Origin of the sequence: Wenxinia saemankumensis (assembly GCF_900141735.1) — a bacterium.
Classification (GTDB): Bacteria; Pseudomonadota; Alphaproteobacteria; order Rhodobacterales; family Rhodobacteraceae; genus Wenxinia; species Wenxinia saemankumensis.
The window spans coordinates 1-2,543 of record NZ_FQYO01000014.1 but is presented as its reverse complement, the minus strand read 5'-3'; the positions used below and the strand labels follow the sequence as shown (position 1 = coordinate 2,543).

Annotated in this window: 1 protein-coding gene and 1 pseudogene; both read left to right on the top strand. The window is 64.9% G+C overall.

Translation table 11 applies throughout. The annotated features are described in order from the left end of the window. Positions 1 to 110 precede the first annotated feature (110 nt). A pseudogene (gene istA, locus BUE30_RS17165) lies at positions 111 to 1,749 on the top strand (IS21 family transposase). After that, complete coding sequence (istB, locus tag BUE30_RS17160) at positions 1,682 to 2,410, top strand: IS21-like element helper ATPase IstB (RefSeq protein WP_073334367.1); 729 nt, start codon at positions 1,682 to 1,684, stop codon at positions 2,408 to 2,410. The pseudogene istA and the gene istB overlap by 68 nt, the downstream one beginning before the upstream one ends. Positions 2,411 to 2,543 lie beyond the last annotated feature (133 nt).

The following is a 2,543-nucleotide window of genomic DNA, read 5'->3' as shown; positions in this document are numbered from 1 at the left end:
TGTGAACCGGCATGGAAAAGTGACCCCGTAGCGGGGTGATCGGCGTCCAAAAATGACCCCCTTACATCGGTGGCCATGATGCTCCTGGGGCAACCGGGAGCAGGTGCGGGATGTTGGTCGTGGAGACAATCGCGAAGATCCGTCGGGCATATTTCCAAGACAAGAAGCCGATCAAGCAGATCTGCCGGGAGCTGCGCGTATCGCGGAACACGGTGCGCAGGGTAATCAGGTCCGGGGCAACGGAGTTCAGTTACGAGCGCAGCGTCCAACCGCAGCCGAAGATCGGGCCCTGGAAAGACGAGCTCGACCGGATGCTGGCGGAGAATACCCGCAAGCCGAAGCGGGATCGGCTTACGCGCATCCGGATCTTCGAGGAGCTTCAGTCACTCGGATACGAAGGCGGTTACGATGCCGTTCGGCGCTATGCTTCGTCGTGGACGAAGACCGAACGGGAAGCCTCGGCTGCCGCCTACGTGCCCTTGAGCTTCGATCCCGGCGAAGCCTACCAGTTCGACTGGAGCCATGAGGTCGTCCTGATCGACGGGGTGACCACGACGGTGAAGGTCGCGCATGTCCGGCTCTGCTACAGCCGGATGCTGTTCGTGCGGGCCTATCCCAGAGAGACACAGGAGATGGTCTTCGACGCGCACGACAAGGCGTTCGCCTTCTTTGGCGGGGCCTGCGCGCGGGGCATCTACGACAGCGTCCGTTGTCCGCCATCGGTCCGAGGACGATGGACGCGAAGACGGCCGTGGACACGATCTTCGTCGGCCGGGATCGGGCTTACAATCGCCGCTTCCAGCAGATGTGCGGTCATTACCTCGTCGATCCGCCAAAGCGATCCGCTCGGACGGATCGCGCTTCTCGCTTTGGCCCTGCACGCCCGCTTCCGGCTGGGAGAAGGGGCAGGTCGAGAACCAGGTCGGCGTCGTCCGCCGGCGGTTCTTTGTGCCGCGGCCGCGGTTCAAGAGCTACGCCGAGCTCAACGCCTGGCTCGAGGACCGCTGCATTGCCTGGGCCAGGACGCACCCGCATCCCGAGCTGCGCGAGCGCACCACCTGGGAAGTCTTCGAGGAGGAACGACCGATCCTGGTTCCTTATGCCGGGCGGTTCGACGGCTTCCACGCCGTGCCGGCCTCGGTCTCCAAAACTTGTCTCGTCCGGTTCGACAACAACCGATACTCGGTCGACGCCCGGGCTGTCGGCCGGGCTGTCGAGGTCCGCGCCTATGCCGAACAGATCGAGATCTGGCAGGACGGCAAGATTGTCGGCGAGCATGCCCGCGCCTTCGGCCGCGGCAAGGATATCTACGATCCGCTACACTACCTCCCTGTCCTCGCCCGCAAGCCTGGGGCTCTCCGGAACGGGGCGCCGTTCAAGGAGTGGGAATTGCCGGCGGCAATGCGGCGCGTGCAGCGCAAGCTCAGCCGAGTGCCGAACGGCGACCGCCAGATGGTCGAGATCCTGAGCTCGGTCCTGACCGACGGCCTGGACGCGGTGGATGCGGCCTGCGCCGAGGCGCTGAGCGAGGGCGTTCACTCGTCCGCCGTCGTTCTCAACATCCTCGCCCGGCGCCGGGAGCCCGGGCCGCCGCTGACCATCGCGACACCGGACGCGCTGCGTCTGAGCTGCGAGCCGATCGCCGATTGCAGACGCTACGACAGCCTCAGGAGACCGGACCATGGAAAGATCGCAGGTGCTGGACGTGATGGGCCAGCTCAAGCTCTACGGGATGAAGGCGGCGTATGACGAGATCATCGCCACCGCCGTGAAGCGGCAGCACGAGCCGCAGAAGATCGTCGGCGACCTTCTGAATGCCGAGATCAGCGAGAAGCAGGCGCGCTCGATCAAATACCAGATGACCATCGCCAAGCTGCCGCTGGCCAAGGAAATCGACGAGTTCGACTTCGAGGAGACGCCCGTCAACGAGACGCTGGTCCGCGACCTGGCGGGCGGAGACTTCCTCGAGCAGCAGCGCAACGTCGTGCTGATCGGTGGGACCGGGACGGGAAAGTCGCATCTCGCCGTCGGCATCGCCCGGGCCTGTATCCGAAGCGGCAAGCGCGGCCGGTTCTTCAACGTCGTGGACCTCGTGAACAAGCTCGATGCCGAGGCCCGCGCCGACCGCCAGGGCCGCACCGCGGACATCCTGTGCCGGCTCGACTTCGTCATCCTCGATGAACTCGGATACCTACCGTTCGCTCAGACCGGCGGTCAGTTGCTCTTCCACCTGATCAGCCGCCTCTACGAGCGCACCTCGATCCTGGTGACCACGAACCTCGACTTCGGCGAATGGCCGAGCGTCTTCGGCGATGCCAAGATGACCACCGCACTACTCGACCGGCTCACCCACCACTGCGACATCGCCGAGACCGGCAACGAGAGTTGGCGCTTCAAGACACGAGCCTGAGCCCCGGATCATCGCTGGCCCGATCCGGCTGCGCCGCGTGGAAGCTACGCCGCCTCGGGCCAGCTTCCCGTGCTCCCAGAGGGGTCAGTTTTGGACGCCGATAAGGGGTCAAACTTCGGCGCCGATTGACAGC